The organism is Streptomyces sp. NPDC045899, from assembly GCF_056431485.1.
In genome coordinates this window covers 146,223-165,775 of sequence record NZ_JBWKKP010000008.1, presented here as the reverse complement: position 1 = coordinate 165,775, position 19,553 = coordinate 146,223, and the positions used below count along the sequence as shown (strand labels likewise).

The window sequence follows — 19,553 nt, the reverse complement described above, 5'->3', positions numbered from 1 at the left end:
CCGGCCCCGCCCGCTCCGCCCGCCCGGCTCAGTGCAGGCAGAACTCATTGCCCTCCGGGTCGGCCATGACGACGTGGCTGCTGCCGGGCTCCTCCACGGCCCGCAGGACGGTGGCGCCGAGCCCCTGCAGCCGTGCCATCTCCGTCTCCCGGCTGGCGGTGTCCGGGTGCACATCGATGTGCAGCCGGTTCTTGCCCCGCTTCCCCTCCGCGGCCTCCGGGACGGCCTGGAACAGCAGCCGTCTGCCCAGGCCCGTACCGGTCTCGGTCTGCACCGGGTCGTCGGGGTGGCGGACGGCGGCCGCGTGCCGCCACACCTTGCGGCCGTCGGCCACCGCGTAGTGCTCCTCACCGATCACACCCTGGGCGAGCAGCCGCTCGATGAGGGCGCTGTGGTCCTCCTTGATGTAATCGAGCGTCTGCGCCCAGAAGTCGGCGAGCCGCTGCGGGTCGGCGCAGTCGATGACGAGTTTCCAGTGCACGGCCATGGGTTCTTCGGTCCTCCGCGTCCAGGGGGCTGGGGAACGCGGTCAGTCCATCACCCCGGCGGGCCCGGCGCACGCGTTCACCCGCGCACCGTTCACCCGCCCGCTGACGCGCTCCCCGCGCGGCGCCGGTCGGCGATCCGGCCCAGGGCGGCGTCGAGCACCAGGAACGCGGCCAGCGGGATCCCCAGCAGCGGCAGGTAGTAGCCGAGCACCGCGACCGCGGCGGCCAGCGGGAGCAGGACGTACGGTGACACCTCGCGCCACGCCCCGCGCGGGATCGGACGGCCGAAGGCGGAGCCGCGGCCGCGCTGCCACCACATCCGGTAGCCCCACACGATCAGCAGGACCAGCGCCAGCGCGAGCACGGCCAGGGCGATCTGGTTGGCCAGGCCGAAGAGGTTCCCGGTGTGCAGGTCGATGCCCCAGCGGGTGAGTTTGGCGAGCACCGGGTAGTCGGCGAACCGCTGGACGTCGGTCACCTCGCCGGTCGCCGGGTCGACGGCCGCCGCGTCCTGCTTCTCCGGCCAGCTGCGCCGGATCTGGCTGACCACGTACGCCTGGTCCGGTCCGGAGGGCGGCACGATCTCCACCGGGTTGCCGAGCCCCTCGGCGCGGGCGGCCTTCAGCACGGTGTCCAGACCCACGTCACCGGTGTGCCGCGCACCGCCGGAACCTCCGTGGTCCATCCCCGGCATGGAGCCCGATCCGGCGCCGTGGCCCGCGTGTTCACCACCACCGGCGGAGCGGTCGCCGTCCAGCGCGGCCGAGACGGCGGGGGTGGTCTGGCCGAGCGCCGAACGGAGGTCGGCGACGCCGGCACCGGCGTAGGTGGACCAGGTGAGCCCGGTCGCGGACAGGAAGAACAGCCCGAGCGCCACCCACACCCCGACGGAGCCGTGGCGGGACAAGGTGCGCCGGCGTCCGGTGGCCGAGCGGTCGGGGAGGACGGCGGAACGCAATCCGCGGCGCCTGGCACCACCGCGGAGGCGGCGCGCCAGCCACAGCACCAGACCCGCGCCACTGATCACCCACAGCCAGCTGGCGGCGAGTTCGCTGTAGAGCCGTCCGGTCTCGCCGAGGTGCAGATCGCGGTGGAGCTCGTCGATCCAGGTGCGCAGCGGGAGCGCGCCGGAGGAGCCGTAACTCTCCAGCGCGCCGCGCACCTCCCCGGTGTACGGGTTCACGAACACGGCCAGGGTGTGGCCGGGATCGACGCCCTTGACGCCGGACAGCAGTACCCGGGTGGTGGCACCGTCCTCGGGCGACGGCCGTACGGCGCTGATCTCGCCCTCGGGGTGGGCCTCGCGCGCGGCGGCCACCTGGCGGGAGAGGGGCAGCTCGGTGTCCCCGGTGGGGACGCGCAGTTCATGGTCGTAGACGATCTTCTCGGCCTGGAAGGACCCCGCGTAGAGGAGTCCGCTGACGGCGGCGACCAGCAGGAACGGCGCGATCAGCACCCCGGTGTAGAAGTGCAGCCGCAGGACGAGGGGGCGCAGGGCCGCCCAGGAGGAGCGGCGGGTGGTTCCGCGGGCCTCCGGTCTCGCGGCGTCCGCGTCGGTACCGGGGGTGTCCGGCGGTGTGGTGTCCGGGGCGTCATCCGCGGCGGCGGAGAGGGGTTCAGCGGACATGGACGGCTCCCGGATCGAGGGGGATGTCGGTCGTGCCGCACGGGGGCGGTCCGCACGACGGCACAGGAGTGCCGGTTGAGTGGTCGGCCAAGCGGACGCGTGAGTTCCGGAGTCCCAGGTGTGAGCTGGCCCACATCAACGCCCGTTTGTCACGTGGGGACGAAGATTCGCCGGGCTCCCGTGCCCCGCGACGGGCGCTGGCACGATGACGGCCATGGCCACCGGGTCGATCTTCCGCCTCGCGCGAGCCGCCGTGTTCGCGGCGGTGTGCGTCGTGGTCACGGCCCTCGGACACGCGCTCATCTCCGGCGGCACCCTGCCGCCGTGGTCGGTGGGCTGCGCGTTCGCGGGGACCACGGCGATCGCGTGGTGGCCCGCCGGACGGGAGCGCGGAGGGCTGGCCGTGACCGGTGCGACGGTGGTCGCCCAGTGCGGGCTGCATGCGCTGTTCATGCTCGCGGAGTCGGTGGGTACGGCCCCCGCGCACACGGGCATGCACCACCCCATGCCGATGCCGATGCCCATGTCCCCGGATCACGGCGGGCACGGTGTGTCCGGCACCGGCTCGTCACCGGACTCGATGGGCACGATGGGCGGAATGGACGCGGCGGGGCCGCTGGGGCTGGACTGGCCCTGGCACGGCGGCGCCGCCATGGCCCTCGCGCACCTGCTCGCCACCCTCCTCAGCGGAGTGTGGCTGTGGCGCGGTGAGACCGCCGCCTTCCGGCTCGTCCGGGCGCTCGCGGCGGCCGTGTTCGTCCCGCTGCGCATCGCCCTGCGGATGCTGGGCGCGGTGGCGGCCGAACCGCCCGCACCGGCCTCCCCGTCCACCGCCGCGCGCCGGCTGCGCAGCGCGGAGCTGTGGCATGTGATCCGTCGCAGAGGGCCGCCGGGGCGCCCTCTGCCCTGTCACTGACCGCCCTTCCCCCGCACGTCCTTCTCGCGGCGCGCACCGGTGAGGGCGGAGTACCGGCGCCCGTTCCCGGCGCCGGACCGATGCCCCGGCTCCGCGGGCCCGTCCCGTACCGCTCCCGGCCGTCGTCCGCGCACGCCCGCGTCCCCGCGCGTGCGCTGTGCGCCGTTGCGCCGACGCGTACCCGCGGACCGTCCACCGCCTCCGGAAGGACGTTTGACGATGCCCGCCGCCCCGCACGACGACGCCCCGCACGACGCCGTCGAGGACGACGCCCAGCGGATCACCGCCTGGGCCCTGGCCGCCCGCGACGGTGACCCCGACGCCGTGGAGCGGTTCATCCGCGCCACCCGCCGCGACGTCCGCCGCTTCGTCCTGCGCCTGAGCTCCGATCCGCACGCCGTCGACGACCTCGTCCAGGAGACCTATCTGCGGGCGCTGACCGGACTGCCCTCGTTCGCCGGGCGCTCCTCCGCCCGTACCTGGCTGTTGTCGATCGCCCGCCGCGTGGTCATCGACCGCTACCGCCGGGCCGCCGCCCGCCCCCGGCTGCTCGACACCGACGACTGGCAGGAGGTGGCCGAACGGGCCCAGCCGGTCGGGCTGCCCGGGTTCGACGAGGGGGTGGCCCTGCTCGACCTGCTGGAGGAACTCGACCCGGCGCGGCGTGAGATGTTCCTGCTGACCCAGTTGCTGGGACTGCCCTACGCGGACGCCGCCGAGGCGACCGGCTGTCCCATCGGGACCGTGCGCTCCCGGGTGGCCCGTGCCCGGGAGGAGATGACCGCGCTGCTGGCGTCGGCGGCCTGAGGCCGCGGGAGCCGGGGCCGGGCCCGCGGGACCGGGCCCCGGTAGCGTGGCCCCCATGACCGGGGGAAGAGCCGAACCGCTGATCCGTGTGCTGCTCGCGGACGACGAACCGATGATCCGCGCCGGGGTGGCGGCCATCCTCGGCGCGGCCGGGGACATCGACGTCGTCGCCGAGGCCGCCGACGGCCACCAGGCCGTCGAACTCGCCCTGAAGCACCGCCCGGACCTGTGTCTGCTCGACGTCCGGATGCCCCGGCTCGACGGGCTCCGGGCGGCGGCCGAACTCGGCCGGACGCTGCCCGGCACGGCCGTCATGATGCTCACGACCTTCTCGGAGGACGAGTATGTCGCGAGCGCCCTCGGCTCCGGCGCGGCCGGTTTCGTGCTGAAGTCCGGCGATCCGCGCGAGCTGATCTCCGGGGTGCGGGCGGTGGCCGGGGGCGGCGCGTACCTCTCCCCTTCGGTGGCCCGGCGGGTCATCGAGCAACTGGACAGCGGGCAGTTGGGCCGACGGGCCGAGGCCCGTGCGCGGACCGGGGAGCTGACCGGACGCGAGCGCGAGGTGCTCGGTCTGGTGGGCGCGGGGCTGTCCAACGCGGAGATCGCCCGGCGGCTGCATCTGGTCGAGGGCACGGTGAAGGCGTACGTCAGCCAGGTGCTCGCCCGGCTCGGCGTCAGGAACCGGGTGCAGGCCGCGATCCTGGCCCATGAGGCGGGTCTCGTCCCCGAGGAGTGACCGGGGCGCGGGCTCCCTCCTGCCGGCGACCGCCCACTCGGGAGACTCCTTACTTTCGGCGGGGGCGCCCCGCGGGACCGATCGACGATGCTGGCCCCATGCTGCGCAGTGGGTTCCGACGGTTCGTACCGGCGCGGGGGCGGGGGTGGACCTCCCGGCTCCAGGGCGCCGCGCTGTGGCTGGCGCTGTGGCTGCCGCCCGCCTCCGAGGCGGCCCTCTCCTCGTACGGCCGGGCCAAGGTGGTGGCGTTCGCGGCGGCGCCGCTGCTCGCGGCGGCGGTGGCGGTGGGCCGCCGGTGGCCGCTGGCCGCCCTCGGGGTCCCGGTGGCGCTCGGTCTGGCCCTGAGCGCCAAGCTGTTCACCCCGCTGTACTGGCCCGCGCTGGCCGTGTTCGGCTTCCTCGCCGGATGCCGGACGGCCGCGGCCCGTCCGGTGCTGTGGTTTCTGGGCTCGGTGGCGGTGGCGGGACTGCCGCTGTGCGTGGTGGTCGAACGGGACCTGTGGGCGTGGCCGGGGCTGCTGCTGACCCTGCTGGGTGCCGCCGGACTGCCGTGGCTGCTGGGCCGCTACCGCCGCCAGCACGCCGAACTGGCGCGGCTGGGCTGGCGGTTGGCCGACCGGATGGAACGCGAACAGCGGGTGGTGGCCGAACGCACCCGCTATCGCGAACGGGCCCGTATCGCGGGCGATATGCATGACTCCCTCGGCCACGAACTGACGCTGATCGCGGTGCGGGCCGCCGCTCTGGAGGTCGACGCCACGCTCACCCCGGACCAGCAGCGGGCCGCCGGGGAACTGCGCGCGGCCGCGGGCACGGCGACCGCGCGGCTGCGCGAGATCATCGGGGTGCTGCGCGCGGACGACGCGGTGGCGGACGACCCCGCCGCCGCCCCGCCCGGGGAGAGCGCCGAGGCCCTGGTGGAGCGGGCCCGCGCCTCCGGGCTCGACATCACCCTGGAACGCCGGGGGGAGACGGCCGGACTGCCGCCGATGGCCGCCCTCGCCGTACACCGGGTGCTCCAGGAGGGGCTGACGAACGCCGCCAAACACGCGCCGGGCGCGGCCGTCCGGGTCCGTCTGGTCCGCACCGGGAAGCCCCCCGCGGTCACCCTCACCGTCCTCAACTCCCCGCCCGGCGGCGCCCCGCTGCCGGGTGTGGTCTCCGGTGGCTCGGGGCTTGTCGGACTCGACGAGCGGGTGCGGCTGGCGGGCGGTGTGCTCCGCGCGGGACCGGCCCCGGGCGGGGGTTTCGAGCTGACCGCCGAACTCCCCGCCACTGCCGCTCCCCCGCCACGGGCCGCGGGGGACGTCTCCCGGCTCACCGCCTCCGGGCGGGAGTTGACGCGCGCCCGCCGCCGGGTGCGGCGCCAGCTCACCCAGGCCGTGGTGGCGCCGGTGGCGGCGCTGGCCGGGATCCTGCTGCTGATGCTCCCCGTCAGCCTGGCGAGTTCGTACTTCTCGGTGCTGGACCGGGGCGCCTACGACCGGCTGACGGTGGGCACCCCGCGCGAGGAGGTGACGCCGCGGCTGCCGCTGTTCACCCGGGACGGACCGCCCGACGGCGCCCCGGCCCCGCCCCGCGGCCAGGACTGCGTCCACTACAGCACCGGTCTGATGTCCGCGGACGCCTACCGGCTGTGCTTCGTCCGGGACCGGCTGGTGTCCAAGTCGGTGGTGGAGCACGAGCCGTGAGCGGGGCGGTCGCCCGACCGGGGCTCACCAGCGGACCGCATGTCCCCCTTCGGGGGAAGGCTTGCAGGGCCGCTCCAGCGCCCGGAACCGCTCTTCCATGCCAGTCACGCGCTCGGCTCGGCGGCCCATGAGATAGACCTTGGTGTGCGTGCGCTGCACTTCGTGCACCAGCTGGAAGCCTTGGGCCTCGTTGTACCTCACCAGTTCGCGGAAGTGGCAGCCGCGGCGGACCCATGTGCGCCCTTGCTGCGCCGCCCGGTCCACCGCCCACAGGCCCATGACGGTTCCCGGCCTCTTGTCGCGGTAAGCGGGGTCGGTGACTGTCGAGTACAGGTAGTGAGCGGGCTCGTTCAGTTCGTCATCCGTCCAGCCCCACGGGGGAGACTGTTCCTGAACGGTGGTGCATCCGATGATTCGCCCTTCGTCCTCTGCGAGGACCCACACATCACCACCGGGATTCTCCGCCTGCCTCGCGAGTCCGGCCGCGTTCTCCCTCCAGCTCGGAAACCCGCGCTCCTCCAACCAGTTGCAGCGGGCGAGGATCACGTTTTCAAGGGCGGGGACGTCATCGACTGTGGCCGGGCGCATGGAGAACACACTTCCTCCTGAGGGTTGGAAGGGGCTAAAGGAAAGCCCGAGCAGCGAGGTGGAGGTCCAGGACTTCGAGCAGCTGCCCGTCTCCGTCCTCGCGGTACGGCCTTTCGGCCAACCGACGGACAGCCGCCCGAAGGCCATCGGGGTCCACCAACCGCTCGTCGAAGAGTGGCGAGCCATCGTGGAGCATCTTGGCGAAGAGTGGGCGCGCGATCGTGGTGAGGGTGTGCTGTACGACCTCCGCGAATGACTCTCGCACTCGGGACTCGGTGACGTCCGGGCTCAGCCCGAGAAGGGCGAGCCGTCGCCGTTGAAGCTGCTTCAGCTCACGCCAATGCATGGGCAGCCATTGGCCGAGCCGGACCATGCCCGGATGGGCGAACGGGTGCACGGGCCAGATACCCGCTCGCATGAGTACGGGTGCTGTGGTCTCCAGGGAGAGCAGGGTCATCGAGTTGATGGCAGCAGGCGGAGCGACACCGTCATCGGCGAACTCCAGCGCGGCCTGGGCCCGGTCCCCGATCCAGGGCAGGGCATCGCTGATCTCGCCCATGGACTTGTGCGGATACTCGGCCTGCGACAGGGCTACCATCTCGTCTCCGCCGAGCCCGGTGACGACCGCGCGAGCACCGTGGTGGGCCAGATCCTCAGTCAGCACGGTGAACGGCCGGTGCAGAGGCTCCTCGTACGGGCTGATCTTCTCGCCCTTGACCCGGGCGCACTCCGGCGACAACGGCGGATACTCCATGGCATCGAGCAGGTGATCCGGCTCCGCGAACGGGAGCGCCTTGATGATCTCCGAGCGCCGGCGGATCTGGTGGGCGCGCCCTGGGCCTGCGATCAGGAGAGCGGCGGTGGGGAAGCGGTTCGGGTACCGCTCCGCGAGACGGGTTCCCACAGTGCCGGAGTCGAACCCGCCCGTAAGGTGCAGCACCGTCTTCACGCCGTCGATCGGCCGTACGTCAAGGGCATCGTCCATCGCTTCCACGAAAGCCCCAAGGACGTCGGCACCAAGGGCGAGTTCGCGCGGCCCGCTGTGCAGCACCGGCTCGGGGTAGTGCACGTAGAGGTGACCGCCGTAGATTGCGGTCGCGCGCTCGGTCACGCGGTGGATGCCCCGGAACACCGTCTCGGTGCTGTACCGGGGCCGGTAGATCAACAACCGCGCGACTTCCCGCGGACTGAGCCCGGCGGCGTGTTCGGCCAGATCGGCCATGTCCCAGGACCCGTGCAGGCTCGTACTGTCGTGTGCGACGTAGAGTGGCGCGACCCCACAGGGGCCTGCGGTGACCCGGCACGGGTCACTGAGGGCGGTTTCGACGATTACATGGTCTGCGGGCCACAGCTGCGCCAGAGTGCGAGCCTCTTCGAACTCGGCAGGAGTGACGGTGCGGGGTGCCGGGTCGTGCGTTTCCCGGCCGACGACACGCTCACGCACGATGAGAAGTGTGCGGATACCGTCTGTGACAGCGACGTGTTCCACCAACGGGTGGTCATACGGGGCGATCTCGCTCGCCCTGTCGGCAGTGACGTAGCTGCGTCCGTTCCATGTCCATACCGTGCTCGCGTACGGGGTGAGACGTAACTTGATCAAGCGGACTCTCCTTCGTGTGAGCCCGAGGGGCGCGCGGTGTCGAGGTCCCCTCGGGCGTTGAGGCCGAGCGGCTCAGGTGGCGGTGGTGTCGTACGTCTTGGCGCCGTCCGACGAACCCGAGACCTTCTTGTACTCGTGCGTCTCAGCCGGTGACTGCACCCGCCGCTGCGCTTTGGTTGTGAACAGCTTCTCGAAGCGGCGGACACGCTTCGGCGGGGGTGTGAACTCCTGCATTCCGTTCCTCCTTGAACTCTTCGATGCCGAGGACTTCCCGGCACCGCTGTTCCTTTGCAGCCCGCCCGGCAGCCGGCTGACCTCGATCGGTAGCCGCATGCCCGGCAGGGGCGGGGCTTCAGCGGCGGGGCAGCCGGTGACGGCCCCTGGACGGTTCCTCGGGCACGGCCGGCGAGGGCAGGTACGCGGGAACCGTGAGCGTGGCGGACTGTGCGATGTGGTCACCGATTCGGTCCCGTTCGTGCGACTGGACGCGCACCATGTGGTCGAGCTCCGCGATGCACGGGCCGCACGCGTACACGTCGCCCGTTGCGCCAGGCGTGGCCACAGAGCCGACCCACAGCACGCGCACGCCCTCCCGTCGGCAGTACAGCCAACAGGCCCCCGCCACCCATTGGTTCCCGTCGTCCGTCTGCGTGACGAGCGGCCATCCGTCGTGCCACGGGCGCGCGATGGCCGGAGCGAAGGTCACGCGGTGCCCTCGCTCGCCCGTGCCAGTCCGGCCGGGGGCCGCATCACCGCGTAGTCATCCACGTCCCGGCGGCAGAGCCGGTGCCCGGTCTCCTGCGTGTGCCTGCGTTGCCACTCCCGGATGGGACCCGGGCCGGAGTACGTGCCGGACTGCGCTCCGTACTCGGTTGCGTGGCCGGATACGCGCCGAGTCACCGCACCGCCCTCTGCTCACCGCGCGCCGACTCCTTGACGTGCAGAAAGCCCCCCGCCTTCTCGATCTCGCGCGCCACCTCGTCGTACTCCTGTGGAACTGACGAGATCATCGAGCGCCAGGCCGTGAGCAACGCCCCGGCGTCGCCCCTCTTGATGAGCTCGACGGCCTGCCCCAGCCCGTCGCGCCCTTGCGGCGGCAGTAACCCGGCACGTTCCTCGATCACGTCCGTGATCTCCCACCCGAACGCCTCGGTGTACTCCGTGCACTCCTTGCGAGGTGCCGCGATGTCCGTGTTGGGGGCACCGCACAGGTAGATCACACAGTGGAAACGCTCGATCTTCGCGGCCTCCGCCGGTACACCGACCACGTCCGGCGTGATCCCGGCCGCCGCGTCCGCCAGCGCCTGGCGCCGCCTCAGATCACCTTCGGTGCGACGAACCCCGGTCCGTCCTCGCCTCTGCCCACTCTCGAAACTGACCATGCGTCAAGCGTGCCGGAGCGATCACGCACAGTGAAGAGATGAGGGGTAGGACCGGGCCAGGCCGCGCGGACCGCACTCGTATGCTCCGTAGGACTCACACGATCAGTGGCACGCCGATGAGTTCGCTGATATTCCGCACGCGTGCTGTGGACACCTTCGCGAGACGCTTTCCGATGACACCGGGCAACGCCTGATGCTTGACCCATTCCGGGGCGTCGAGCCCCACCTCGATCAGCGTGTCTCCCGCCTGGTCATGGAGGCCGACCGCGCATTGCGCGAGGGCGACATCGAGCTTGTAGCGGTTGCGGGCGATCTTGGGCATGGAGCGGGGCAGTTCGGCGCGGGAGGCCAGATTCAGCGCCTTTCCGTAGTTCCCAAGCGCCACGGCGATCCCCACAGCCTCGGTGTTCGCTGCCGTGGGGCCGAAATGTGTGCCGTACAACACCTCGTCGCGACCGAGCCTCGCCGCTGCCGCATGTGCCTGCGACAGGTAGTCATCGGCTGATACCGCGTCTGCCCTGCGCGAGGCGGCCACGGCTGCGGAGATCATGAGCCGTCCGTACGCGAGCAGGTGAGGGCCGGAGGCCTTGCTGAACGATGGCTCGATCCGTAAGGCGGCGCGCTCCGCGACCGCGACCGCCCGGGAGACCTTCGCGCTGCGCAGGTGAATCCATGACAACGTCGACTCCAGGAGCGCGCCCAGCACGACATCACCAGAGTCATCTGCCAGACGACGCGCGGAGGTGAGCGCGCTCAGGGCGAGATCACGCTGTCCGAGCAGGATGGCGGTCGAGGACGCGAACTGGTACGTACTCGCGAGGACCGACCCCAGTCGTTCGCGCTCGTGTCCTCTCGCTTGCCCGTACCGGATGCTTCCTTCGAGCAGTACCTTGGCGATGAGTTCGCTCAACTCGTTGTAATCGCCATGCCAGTACGTGACACCCACGCGGTCATGGGCCGCCGACAGCTCGGCAAGCGTACTCGGCTCCCCGATGCCATCCCAGTCTCCGAGGGCGCTGTCGTGCACCGCGTCGGAAAGCCGCCGCAGAGCGGCCCTGGTGTCCCGGCTCGTTCCCCGGCGCGGCGCCTGCTGGCCCAGTATCACGGATACGTCAGTGTTCAGAGCGTGGGCGAGTTTGAGCAGCGAGCCTACGGACAGCTCTCCGCGGTCCTGCTCGGCTTTCTGTACCAAGGCGAGGGACAGCCCCGCAGCATCGGCAAGCCCTTGCTGTGTCAGATCCGAGCCCCGCAGATGCTTGATGCGCTTACCGTTTGTCAGATCGGCCCAGTTGCTCACGATCACCCCAGTGCGTTCGCTCAGGCTGCTGTACTCCGATGGTAGGGCCGGACCTGCGGAACCCGGAGCGAACGGAACAACGCGCGGTGCGCTGCGCGCGGACCGGTCCCGGGACCGCTCACACCGACATCAGCCGGCTGAGCTCGTCGGCCACCGCGCGGGCCGCCGGGCTGGTCCAGCGGCGGCGGTGCCGGGTGAGCTGGACGGGCACCGGCGGTACGACCGGTGTGTGGACCTCGGTCAACTCCCCTTCCGCGAGCTGCCGTTCGACCGTCGCGCGGGGGAGGAGGGTCAGCCCCAGACCGGCCGCCACGCACGAGCGCGCCGCCTCGACGCTGCCGAAGCGGGTGAGCCGGGGCGCCGGGCCGGGCAGCGCGAGCAGGGTGCGGACCAGCTCGTCGCTGTAGGAACACCCCTGCTCATGGACGAAGAAGCGCTCCCCCGTCAGCTCCTCCCAGCCCACCTCCCGCCCGGCCAGTGGATGGTCCGGGCCGGACAGGCACACCAGCGGTTCGCGGGTGATCGCGCGGGCGGTGAGCTCGGGGTCGGCCACCTCCGGCTCCAGCAACAGGACGAGGTCCAGCCGTCCCGAGCGCAGCCCCGCCACGGCCGCCGCGGTGCCCACCGCGTGGAGTTCGAGGTCGATCCCGGGGTGGCTGCGGCGCAGCGAGGCGATGAGGCCGGGCAGCCGGGACGCGCACAGGGACTCGCCCGCGCCCAGGGCGACCTGCCCCTCCACCGTGTCCGCGCTCCCGGCCGCCGCGGCCGCCCGCAGCCGGGCCTCGGCGTCCAGGACGTCCTCGGCCTCCTTCAGCAGCCGGCGTCCGGTGCTGGTCGGGAGGGTCCCGGAGGGCAGCCGGTCGAAGAGCCGGGTGCCCAGTTCCCGCTCCAGCGTGCGGATCTGGACCGTCACGGTTGACTGTGCGAGATGGAGTTCGGCGGCGGTGGCGGTGAAGCTCCCGGTCCTCATCAGGGCCGCGAACGTCCGCAGGAGTCGAGTGTCCACACTTCCAGGGTATCGGGATATTCGATGGGCTTCAGCGAAGGTAATCGTTGGACACGATGACGATGCCGGACGACCATGGTTCCCATGACGACCGCACCGCTGAACGACACCGATGTACTGCGCTACTCGGCCTTCACCACCGACGCCTCGGGCGGCAACCCCGCCGGGGTGGTCCTCGACGCCGGGGCCCTCGCGCTCGACGACGCGGCGATGACCGCCATCGCCGCCCGGCTCGGCTACTCCGAGACCGCGTTCCTGACCGAGCGGGATAAGACCGCGCGCCGCTACCGGATGCGGTTCTTCAGCCCGCGCGCGGAGGTGGCGTTCTGCGGCCACGCCACCGTGGCCACGTCCGTCGCCCTCGCCGAGCGCGACGGCCCCGGTGAGCTGGTCTTCGACACGGCGTCGGGCGAGATCCGGGTGCACACCGCGACGGACGGCGACGGACCGCCCCGCGCGACCCTCACCAGCGTGCCCACCCGGTCCCGGCCCGCCACGGACACCGAACTGGACGCGACGCTGAAGGCCCTCGGCTGGTCCCGGGACGACCTCGACCCCGCCCTGCCCCCGCACGTCTCCTTCGGTGGCAACGACCACCTCGTCCTGGCCGCCGCCACCCGGGAGCGGCTGGCCGCGCTGGACTACGACTTCGCCGCGCTGGAGGAGCTGATGACCCGGCACGGCTGGACCACCGTGCACCTGGTGTGGCGCGAGGACCCGGACCGCTTCGACTTCCACGCCCGTGACCCGTTCCCGGTGGGCGGAGTGGTCGAGGACCCGGCCACCGGCGCCGCGGCCGCCGCCTTCGGCGGCTATCTGCGGACGCTGGGCCTGATCCATGAGGCGACGCGGGTGCGGATCCGCCAGGGCGAGGACATGGGCCGCCCCAGCGACCTCCTCGTCGAGGTCACCCCCGACGACCCGCAGGTCCGCGTCAGCGGCCAGGCGGTCCCGATCCCGTCCTGACCCCACCGCCGGCGCGGCCGGAACACCCGGCGCGCGCCGCCGCCCGCTCGCGGGCAGGGCGCTCGCCGGGAAGGCGGCCGCGTCGACCACCGGACCCCCGGTTCCGCGGCCCCGCCCGTACCGCGCCGCGTTCCACCACGCCGTCGGCGCGACGGTCCGCCACCCGGCGCCACGCGGTACCGGCAGAGCCCCCGCCGGCCGGTGCGCGCCACCGGTCCGGTGACCCCGCTCGTCACAGCCCGTCGTACGCCCCGCCCTCCTCGTTGAGGAGGGCGTACGACGGGCTGAGGGCCGTCGCCTCGCGGGTCATCGCCAGCAGCCGGGCGGCGGACGGCAGAGGGGCGAGCCCCAGCCGTGCGGCGAGTTCGGCGCGGTCACCGGCGAGGTCCTCCAGACCGCAGTCCTCGCTGTACTCGGCGTCGAGCGAGGCGAGCAGGGCCTCGGTCTCCCGGTCGTCGAACTCCCGCCCCGCACGCTCGATCTCGCGCAGCGCATCGCCCCGGCACGGCGCCCCGATGAGCAGGCACAGCGCCGCGGGGAGGCTCGTGCCGACGATCCCGGCCGAACCCTCGGAGTCGGCGTAGAGCACCGGCCGTTCATCGCCGCCCTCCCCGCACAGGAAGAACGAGCCCCCGCCCGCGTCCTTCCCGATCCCCTCCAGCGGGGCGCCGGACGCCAGCCGCACCGGTTCGACGTGCTCGTAGAAGCCGGGGTTGAAGTCGAACGGGTGCGTGGCCAGTTCGGCGGCGCGGCGGTCGGCGCGCAGCAGGTCCATCAGGGAGCGGTGTCGGTCCATGCGTGCGGACCCTACCGAGGGGTGAACGCCCCACACGGGCTCAGGCCGGATGGGCGTGGGTCCGGGCGGCCTTGAGGGTGGCCCGGACGGTGCGGCCGGGCTGGAGGCCGGGTTCGGCGACGGCCACCGTGGTCAGATCGGTGAGCAGGGGCGGTTCACCGGTGAGCTCCACCCGGATCCGGTCGCCTCCAGGCCCAACCGGACCAGCCGGCCGGTGGCCTCGGCACGGGCCTCGGCCTTGGACGGACCGTGGCAGCGGGGCCGAAGGCCATATTCCTCCGTGGCCGGATCGTTTTCATTGCCCTAGGCGACTGGTGGTAGATGCAATTACTTCGGCGTACGGTGAGGCACCAGGGCCTTCCGCCGTCGGACCGGCGGAAATGTCACCCGCGAGGAAGAGCCATGCCCCGGTGTGACGGGGCGAGCCGACCGGAGGGAGCGATTCCGCGGATGTGCGGTATCACCGGATGGATCTCGTACGACAGGGACCTGACCGCCGAGCGTGAGGTGCTCGAGGCGATGAACCGGACGATGAGTTGCCGGGGGCCGGATGCGGAAGGGGTGTGGGTGGACCGCCACGCGGCGCTGGGGCACCGGCGGTTGGCGGTGATCGATCTTGAGGGCGGCCGGCAGCCGATGGCGGTCGAGCGCGACGGGCGCACGGTGCTGGTGACCACCTACAGCGGGGAGATCTACAACTACCGGGAGCTGCGCAGCGAGTTGACCGCGCGCGGGCACGCGTTCCGGACCAGCAGCGACACCGAAGTGGCCCTGCACGCCTATCTGGAGTGGGGCGAGGACTTCGTCCGGCGGCTGAACGGGATGTACGCGTTCGCGCTGTGGGATCCGCGCGAGCAGGAGTTGCTGCTGGTGCGGGACCGGCTGGGAATCAAGCCGCTCTACTACTGGCCGACGGCCGACGGGGTGCTGTTCGGCTCCGAGCCCAAGGCGCTGCTGGCGCATCCGGGGGTGCGGCCGGTGGTGGACGGTGAGGGGCTGGCCGAGCTGCTGGGGTTCGTGAAGACGCCGGGGCACGCGGTGTACCGGGGGATGCACGAGGTGCGGCCCGGCCATGTCGTACGGGTGCGCCGCGGCGGGCTGACCGAGCGGCGCTACTGGGCGCTGGAGGCGCGGGAGCACACCGACGACCGGGAGACCACCGTCCGGCGGGTGCGGGAGCTGCTGGACGACATCGTGGAACGGCAGTTGATCGCCGACGTACCGCTGTGCACGCTGCTCTCCGGCGGACTGGACTCCTCGGCGATCACCGCGCTGGCCGCCCGGCGGCTGGCCGGGGCGGGGAACGGACCGGTGCGGTCGTTCTCGGTGGACTTCGCGGGGCAGACCGAGAACTTCACGGCGGACGCGCTGCGCCCCACCCCCGACGGCCCGTACGCCCACGCGCTGGCCGAGCACGCCCGCTCCGACCACCAGGACATCGTGCTGGACACCGCCACCCTGATGGATCCGGCCCATCGTGCCGCGGTGCTGACCTCGCGCGATCTGCCGTTCGGGCTGGGAGAGGGCGACACCTCGCTGTATCTGCTCTTCCAGGAGATACGGAAGCGCTCCACGGTCGCGCTGTCCGGTGAGTCGGCGGACGAGGTGTTCGGCGGCTACCGCTGGTTCCACGACGAGGACGCCGTCCGGGCGGACACCTTCCCCTGGCTGCACTCCTTCCGCAACACCGGTTTCACCGGCACCGACACCGGCGGTCTGGAAGGGCTGATGAGCCGGGACCTGCTCGCCAAGATCGATCTGGAGGGCTACCGGGACGCCCGCTACCGCCAGGCGCTGGCCGAGGTCCCGCACCTGGAGGGCGAGTCGGCGACCGAGCGGCGGATGCGGGAGATCTGCCATATGCACCTCACCCGGTTCGTCCAGGTCCTGCTGGACCGCAAGGACCGGATCAGCATGGCGGTCGGCCTGGAGGTGCGGGTCCCGTTCTGCGACCACCGGCTGGTGGAGTACGTGTTCAACACCCCCTGGTCGCTGAAGACGTTCGACGGCCGGGAGAAGTCGCTGCTGCGCGCCGCCACCCGGGACGTCCTGCCGGACGTCGTCGCCGACCGCGTCAAGAGCCCCTACCCCAGCACCCAGGACACCCGGTACGCCGACGCGCTGCGCGGCCAGGTCCGGAACCTGCTCGCCGACCCGGACGCCCCGGCCCGGCCGCTGGTCGACCAGGAGGCCGCCGGACGGGCCGTGCGGAGCACGGGCCATGAGTCCCGGCAGGCCATGGAGATGGCCCTCGGCGTCGACTCCTGGCTGCGGCGCTACGGAGTCGAACTGGCCCTCTGAGCAACCGGATCCCGGATCCACCCGATCCATCCGATCCGGCGGATCCACCCCGCGGGACGCGGCGCATGCGAACCCCCGTCGCCCCGCCGCCGTTCCCCTCCGCGGCGGCCCGGGAGCTCCCCATCCCGGGTCGCCGCACAGGGGTTTCGGTCCCGCAGCACCGGGGTTAACCTCGATCCGACCGCTCGAACAGCCCGTTCAGGTGGGGCCACCCCGCCCCACCGGGACTCCTCGATCTTCTTGTCAGCCTGCTCACGCCGTGAAAGGCTCGTCGCGCCCCACAAGGGGAATCCCGAACTCCGAGGCAGTCCCGTGCTGTTGGCTGCCCACCCCCGCGGCCTGATGTGAGAGGGTTGGCCCCCGGCGGGGGCGCCGCTGTTCATGAGTGAGGAATCTGCCCCCATGCCCCACCACTCATCTCTCCGTGACGGCGCGAACGTGCCGCTCGGCCACGCCGCCCAGCCCACCCAGGGACCCGACGGCGAGGTCTCGCCGACCGCCCTGCTCAACGCCTACTGGGACGCCGTCGCCGACTACGCCGAACTGTGCACCACCAGCCCCGAGAACGGGATGCGGCTGGCGACCGAGGCGTTCCGGCGCGGTATCCGGCAGACCCGCAATCTGCGCACCCGCGGCTGGCAGCGGCTGCCCTGGCTGCCGCTGCTGCTGGCCGCCGTGCGCAAGACCGCGGCCGACTGGCACGCCAACCGTCACGGCGACCGGCTCAACTCCGATCTGCGGAGCTGGCTCGACTCCGACCAGGCCGCCCGCTACGCCGTACCGCGCCGGGAGCAGCCGCTCGCGCTGCGCGGGCTGCGGGACCTGCCGGAGCAGGACGGCGCGCTGCTGTGGTCGGTCGAGGTGGAGTGCCTGGACGTGGCGGCGGTCGCCCGCGAACTGGGCTGTGACACCGTGACCGCGGCCGAGGAGGTCGACCGGGTCCGGCACGCCTTCCGCGAGCGCTGCCGCCGCAACCACGTGGAGTCCCTGACCGGCGCGGAGTGCGCCAGCTACGCCAAACTGCTGGACGCGGCGACGCGTTCGCCCGACGCCCCGTCGCCCGCCGACCTGTGGGACCACCTGGCCGAATGCCACCGGTGCCGGGAGGCGTCCGCCTGTCTCTACCTGCACGGCGGCGGACTGCCCGGCGCGCTCGCGGGCGGGGTCCTCGGCTGGGGCGGCCATCCGTATCTCGAACGGCGCCGCATGGTCGCCGCGCGGACCCCCGGCGCCGGCCGGCAGACCCGCTCGGCGGCGACCCCGGACGCGGTCCGGCCGCGCTTATGGGAACGGCTGCTGGACCGGTTCGACGCGCCGTGGCTCAGACGGTTCCGCCGCAGGGGCGGCGCCCATGGAGCGCACGGCGGCCGGGCCGTCCGCAGGCATGCCCGCGGCACCCGGACCACGGTGCTGCTGTCGGCGACCGCGGTGGTGCTGCTCGCCGGACTGGTCACGCTGACCAGCACCGGCACCTCCCACGACCGGGACCGGGCGGCACCGCGCGATCCGGCCACCTCACTGCCGGACGGGGTGCCGCCGGGCACCGCGCCCGGTGACCGCGACCGGTCCACCAGCCCCGAACCGCCCGGGGACGACAAGGACGGCAAGGACGACGACCCCACCAAGCCCCCGCGCTCCCAGCACCCCTCGAAGCCCGGGAAGAACAGCGGATCCACCGCGGGCCACCGGCGCGAGGATCCCCCGGCGCCGTCCTCGCGGCCGGTCTGCACGGCGGACTTCAAGATCACCGATTCCTGGCCCGACGGCTTCGAGGCCGAGGTCATCGTCACCTCCCGCAAGGCGCTGGACACCTGGCGGGTCAGCTGGACGCTGCCCGGCTCCCAGGAGATCAGCCATCTGTGGGACGGGCAGTACACCCGGGACGGCGATGAGGTGACCGTGACCCCGGAGAGCTACAACGCCCGGGTGACGGCGGGCGGCACGATCACCTTCGGGTTCACGGCCGACGCGGCGGACGGCCCCGAGGTACCCCGGGCCATCGCCCTGGGCGGCAGCCCCTGCTCCAGCTGAGTCACCGCTCCGACCTGCGGAAACGTCCGTAGGAGCGAGGCTTTCCGGGGGTGGCGAACCACCCGGATGGCCGAACCAGACCTCCGGCCGCGGTCGAACCTGTGGCGGAATGCGGGAGAAGCCCTCCTTCCCCCACGGCGAGGTGAGCGATGAGCGGCGGCCCGGCATGAGCAGCGTCCTGAGCGGCATCGTGTCCCTGCCCGCCGACGCCCCGGCGGGGCAGGCGGCCCGGGTGGTGGTGGAGGTCCGCAATGTGTCCCGTGCGGACATGCCCTCGTCGGTGGTGGGCGCGCAGGTGCTCACCGACGTACCGCTGAGCCCGGGCGGCCACGTCCCGTTCAGCGTCAAGGTGCCCGGTGAACTGGTGCCGGGGGACGCCTACGGACTGCGGGTCCACGTCGACGTCAGCGGTACCGGCTTCCTGGAGCGCGGCGATCTGGTGAGCGCGCACGCCAATCCGGTCCCGGCGGGGTCGGTGGCCGGACTGATCGCCCCGGTCAGCAAGGTGTGACCGGGGCGGGGGCGGGACGGACGCGGGCGGACCCGCGGACACACCGCTGGTCCGCCCGCCGCCGCCCGCCGCCGTCAGCCGTTCTTCCGCGCGTCGGAGTCCGCCGCGTTCGCCGCCGACTCGGCGTCGTCCACCAGCCGGTTCAGATCCGCGAGTTCGGAGGCGGAAGGGGCCGGGGTGGTGGCCGAGGAGGTGGCATCCGAGGACGGATCGGACGATGCCCCGGCGTCGTCCGATCCGCCGCCGCAGCCGGTGACCAGCGCGGCGCAGAGCACCGCCGCGGCGAGTCCGGCCCCCGCCGTACGGCGGGTCACGAGGAGGTCCCGTTCTGCTGCGCGGTGCACCACTTCTGGACCTTGGCCAGGTCCTTCTGGCGCTTCTCCAGCGTGGGGACCAGCGCCTTGCGGAACTTCAGCCGGTCGTTGAGGAAGGTGGCGACCTCGGTGTGGCCCGCCTTCTTCGCGTTCTCGATCCGCTTCTTGACGCGGTCGATCGAACCGCGCCGGGTCTCCGGTCCGCGCAGCCGCTTCAGGGCGCGCTCCAGCCGCTTGTCGATCTTCGGGGCTCGTTTGCACAGCCCCTTGGCGCCGTCCCCGGTCACCTTGCCGCCCCTGCCGCGCTTGCCCTTGCCCCCGTCCCGTTTGCCGTCGCCGCCCTTGGCGTCCGCGCTGGGGGTGGCCGTCGGGCTCGACGCCGGGGCGCCGCCGTCCGCCTGGGCGAGACCCGCCGTGCCGACCAGGGCTGCGGTGGCCGCGAGGGCCACGGCCGCGCTCTTTCCGCGGTGCATGGTGTCGTCCTTCCGTAGGCCGT

At 72.6% G+C, this 19,553-nt stretch carries 20 protein-coding genes; 8 read left to right on the top strand and 12 right to left on the bottom strand.

Annotated features, from left to right (window positions below; all coding sequences use genetic code 11):
* Nucleotides 1-28: 28 nt before the first annotated feature.
* Nucleotides 29-487, bottom strand: a complete 459-nt coding sequence (locus tag AC07FT_RS14635) for a VOC family protein (RefSeq protein WP_479176533.1) — start codon at nucleotides 485-487, stop codon at nucleotides 29-31.
* A 92-nt stretch (nucleotides 488-579) separates the two neighbouring features.
* Entirely contained in the window at nucleotides 580-2,115 is a 1,536-nt protein-coding gene (locus AC07FT_RS14630) for a PepSY-associated TM helix domain-containing protein (protein WP_479176532.1), read from the bottom strand.
* A gap of 214 nt (nucleotides 2,116-2,329) precedes the next feature.
* On the opposite strand from AC07FT_RS14630, the gene AC07FT_RS14625 reads away from it, so the two are divergent.
* The 4 genes from AC07FT_RS14625 to AC07FT_RS14610 all read left to right on the top strand — a co-directional run bounded on the left by AC07FT_RS14625 (nucleotide 2,330) and on the right by AC07FT_RS14610 (nucleotide 6,265).
* Complete coding sequence (locus tag AC07FT_RS14625) at nucleotides 2,330-3,031, top strand: hypothetical protein (protein ID WP_479176531.1); 702 nt, start codon at nucleotides 2,330-2,332, stop codon at nucleotides 3,029-3,031.
* A gap of 219 nt (nucleotides 3,032-3,250) precedes the next feature.
* Nucleotides 3,251-3,838 (top strand): sigma-70 family RNA polymerase sigma factor, encoded by a 588-nt coding sequence (locus tag AC07FT_RS14620; protein WP_479176530.1) that lies wholly within the window; start codon nucleotides 3,251-3,253, stop codon nucleotides 3,836-3,838.
* 55 nt (nucleotides 3,839-3,893) lie between these two features.
* A complete protein-coding gene (locus AC07FT_RS14615; protein WP_471192306.1) occupies nucleotides 3,894-4,574 on the top strand; it encodes a response regulator in 681 nt (226 codons plus the stop codon).
* 98 nt (nucleotides 4,575-4,672) lie between these two features.
* Nucleotides 4,673-6,265, top strand: a complete 1,593-nt coding sequence (locus AC07FT_RS14610; protein ID WP_479176529.1) for a sensor histidine kinase — start codon at nucleotides 4,673-4,675, stop codon at nucleotides 6,263-6,265.
* Nucleotides 6,266-6,289: 24 nt separating this feature from the next.
* Here the strand turns inward: AC07FT_RS14610 and AC07FT_RS14605 are convergent, their stop codons facing one another.
* From AC07FT_RS14605 to AC07FT_RS14580, 6 genes are all read right to left on the bottom strand, one after another.
* Nucleotides 6,290-6,853 carry a GNAT family N-acetyltransferase gene (locus tag AC07FT_RS14605; RefSeq protein WP_479176627.1) on the bottom strand — a complete coding sequence of 188 codons (564 nt, stop codon included), beginning with the start codon at nucleotides 6,851-6,853 and terminating at the stop codon, nucleotides 6,290-6,292.
* 34 nt (nucleotides 6,854-6,887) lie between these two features.
* Nucleotides 6,888-8,453 (bottom strand): asparagine synthase-related protein, encoded by a 1,566-nt coding sequence (locus tag AC07FT_RS14600; protein WP_479176528.1) that lies wholly within the window; start codon nucleotides 8,451-8,453, stop codon nucleotides 6,888-6,890.
* 72 nt (nucleotides 8,454-8,525) lie between these two features.
* The gene (locus AC07FT_RS14595; RefSeq protein WP_479176527.1) at nucleotides 8,526-8,687 is read right to left on the bottom strand and encodes a hypothetical protein; all 162 of its coding nucleotides are present in this window, start codon (nucleotides 8,685-8,687) and stop codon (nucleotides 8,526-8,528) included.
* Nucleotides 8,688-9,349: 662 nt separating this feature from the next.
* Nucleotides 9,350-9,835, bottom strand: a complete 486-nt coding sequence (locus tag AC07FT_RS14590; protein ID WP_479176526.1) for a hypothetical protein — start codon at nucleotides 9,833-9,835, stop codon at nucleotides 9,350-9,352.
* Nucleotides 9,836-9,929: 94 nt separating this feature from the next.
* Nucleotides 9,930-11,132, bottom strand: a complete 1,203-nt coding sequence (locus AC07FT_RS14585; RefSeq protein WP_479176525.1) for a helix-turn-helix domain-containing protein — start codon at nucleotides 11,130-11,132, stop codon at nucleotides 9,930-9,932.
* 118 nt (nucleotides 11,133-11,250) lie between these two features.
* On the bottom strand, nucleotides 11,251-12,138 hold the full coding sequence (locus AC07FT_RS14580; RefSeq protein WP_479176524.1) for a LysR family transcriptional regulator: 888 nt from the start codon (nucleotides 12,136-12,138) through the stop codon (nucleotides 11,251-11,253).
* A 75-nt stretch (nucleotides 12,139-12,213) separates the two neighbouring features.
* Here AC07FT_RS14580 and AC07FT_RS14575 point away from each other — a divergent pair, with 75 nt between their 5' ends.
* A complete protein-coding gene (locus AC07FT_RS14575; protein ID WP_479176523.1) occupies nucleotides 12,214-13,104 on the top strand; it encodes a PhzF family phenazine biosynthesis isomerase in 891 nt (296 codons plus the stop codon).
* Nucleotides 13,105-13,336: 232 nt separating this feature from the next.
* Here the strand turns inward: AC07FT_RS14575 and AC07FT_RS14570 are convergent, their stop codons facing one another.
* Together AC07FT_RS14570 and AC07FT_RS14565 are read right to left on the bottom strand one after the other, a co-directional pair.
* Nucleotides 13,337-13,900, bottom strand: a complete 564-nt coding sequence (locus AC07FT_RS14570) for a hypothetical protein (protein ID WP_479176522.1) — start codon at nucleotides 13,898-13,900, stop codon at nucleotides 13,337-13,339.
* Nucleotides 13,901-13,940: 40 nt separating this feature from the next.
* Nucleotides 13,941-14,072, bottom strand: a complete 132-nt coding sequence (locus AC07FT_RS14565) for a hypothetical protein (RefSeq protein WP_479176521.1) — start codon at nucleotides 14,070-14,072, stop codon at nucleotides 13,941-13,943.
* A 278-nt stretch (nucleotides 14,073-14,350) separates the two neighbouring features.
* Between AC07FT_RS14565 and asnB the strand changes: the two genes are divergently transcribed.
* The 3 genes from asnB (at nucleotide 14,351) to AC07FT_RS14550 (ending at nucleotide 18,743) form a co-directional block, all read left to right on the top strand.
* A complete protein-coding gene (gene asnB, locus AC07FT_RS14560) occupies nucleotides 14,351-16,201 on the top strand; it encodes an asparagine synthase (glutamine-hydrolyzing) (RefSeq protein WP_479176520.1) in 1,851 nt (616 codons plus the stop codon).
* A gap of 402 nt (nucleotides 16,202-16,603) precedes the next feature.
* Nucleotides 16,604-18,232 carry a cellulose binding domain-containing protein gene (locus AC07FT_RS14555; RefSeq protein ID WP_479176519.1) on the top strand — a complete coding sequence of 543 codons (1,629 nt, stop codon included), beginning with the start codon at nucleotides 16,604-16,606 and terminating at the stop codon, nucleotides 18,230-18,232.
* Between the two features lie 109 nt (nucleotides 18,233-18,341).
* A complete protein-coding gene (locus AC07FT_RS14550) occupies nucleotides 18,342-18,743 on the top strand; it encodes a hypothetical protein (protein WP_432014681.1) in 402 nt (133 codons plus the stop codon).
* Between the two features lie 74 nt (nucleotides 18,744-18,817).
* On the opposite strand, the gene AC07FT_RS14545 is transcribed toward AC07FT_RS14550, so the two are convergent.
* The gene (locus AC07FT_RS14545) at nucleotides 18,818-19,057 is read right to left on the bottom strand and encodes a hypothetical protein (RefSeq protein WP_479176518.1); all 240 of its coding nucleotides are present in this window, start codon (nucleotides 19,055-19,057) and stop codon (nucleotides 18,818-18,820) included.
* Complete coding sequence (locus tag AC07FT_RS14540) at nucleotides 19,054-19,530, bottom strand: hypothetical protein (protein WP_479176517.1); 477 nt, start codon at nucleotides 19,528-19,530, stop codon at nucleotides 19,054-19,056. Before AC07FT_RS14540 ends, AC07FT_RS14545 begins: the two co-directional genes overlap by 4 nt.
* Nucleotides 19,531-19,553: the final 23 nt, after the last annotated feature.